This is a genomic window from Rickettsia endosymbiont of Culicoides newsteadi, from assembly GCF_002259525.1.
Classification (GTDB): domain Bacteria; phylum Pseudomonadota; class Alphaproteobacteria; order Rickettsiales; family Rickettsiaceae; genus Tisiphia.
Genome location: NZ_MWZE01000161.1, coordinates 1 through 1240 on the forward strand (window position 1 = coordinate 1; position 1240 = coordinate 1240).

Sequence of the window (1240 nt, forward strand, 5' to 3'; positions counted from 1 at the left end):
ATAGTGACAATAATAATTTCATGGGAATTATATCTCTAAATTGCTAAATTTTTGTCTAGACAAAGGAGACCACCATACTTCTTCAATTTGCTTTAGTATTTCATCTTCCCTGCCCTCAATAGCTTTTCTAGGCTCTTCTGGACTCCAAGCTCTTAAAATTTCATTCCTGATTAATTTTTTATTGCAAAAGATACCGTAATGTTCTAACGTTTGTTATTCCAACTGTTATTCTAACCAGCTTCTTAATAAAGTCAATCTTTAGTTGTCGGTTCTTTTTCTTCATCTATTCTAAGTCGAATCTCGATAAATCTTTGGCAAAACCTTATAAAATTTCTTGCTAACTTTCTTGATTCTTCTTCACTTATCTCTTGATCATGTGAACTACGAATGGTTGATGCTAAATTATTAAATATTTCTTCTGCTGTTCTTTTATCTTTATTCATATTTTCTCTCATGTTTTTATCACTTTATATTTTAATTGTTCTAATAGTTTTTTTTCCAAAACTTCTGTACTAATTCCATAAAAATCATTAGAAAGCCATCATTAACGTTGTAATAATCACTGTTTCTCTACGCCCTATATATCACCTATCCAGCCAAATAATAAGGCTCCAAATGGTCTAAGAACATAAGTAGAACAAAAAGCAACTGCAGCAAGCAGAGAAGCGGTAAGCGGACTAGTTGGCTCAAAAAACAATTCATTCAACAATACTGCCATATGGACATATAGCATTAAGTCAAAATATTCAAGGAATGTGCCAATTGACAACAGTCCAACAGCTTCTTTTTGTTCTTTGGTAAGGCTAGTTTGCCGATCAGGGATAATCCTGGTATTTTCTTGAACAATTTCACTCATAATTAACATGGTTTTGTTGTTGACCTCTGATAGCTCATAATTTCTCCAGTGATTAATTTCTGTATTCTGTGTTAATATTATTTAGTATATAACATTTTATCGCTGCACTAAGTGATATAAGAAAAATAATTTTTACCCATAATTTGTCATATATGGACGAGTGAATTTGTCAAGAAAGAAAATAAAAAAAATAGAGCCACAAAGGAAGCGGTCATATATTCGGCATCGAGTGCCATAATGGTTTCTGCATTCTTATAAATATCCTTGAGTTACCTCTCATTCCCACGGCTTCTAGAGCCTCGACATAATTACGGATTTTATTCAGAATACTTATTCATTAACTCTTTAACTTTCGTTCTCTTTATTGTTACTATTCTTTACTCA

Annotated in this window: 1 protein-coding gene and 1 pseudogene; both read right to left on the reverse strand. The window is 31.9% G+C overall.

Annotated features, from left to right (window positions below; all coding sequences use genetic code 11):
- Positions 1–251 precede the first annotated feature (251 nt).
- Complete coding sequence (locus tag RiCNE_RS07015) at positions 252–455, reverse strand: hypothetical protein (RefSeq protein ID WP_094649833.1); 204 nt, start codon at positions 453–455, stop codon at positions 252–254.
- 81 nt (positions 456–536) lie between these two features.
- Positions 537–856: pseudogene (locus RiCNE_RS07660) on the reverse strand (MFS transporter); the annotation flags it as partial.
- Positions 857–1240: the final 384 nt, after the last annotated feature.

What these genes read in the sequence shown, in the direction of transcription:
- RiCNE_RS07015 (WP_094649833.1), bottom strand. Translation starts at nt 455, where the DNA reads ATGAGAGAAAATATGAATAAAGATAAAAGAACAGCAGAAGAAATATTT.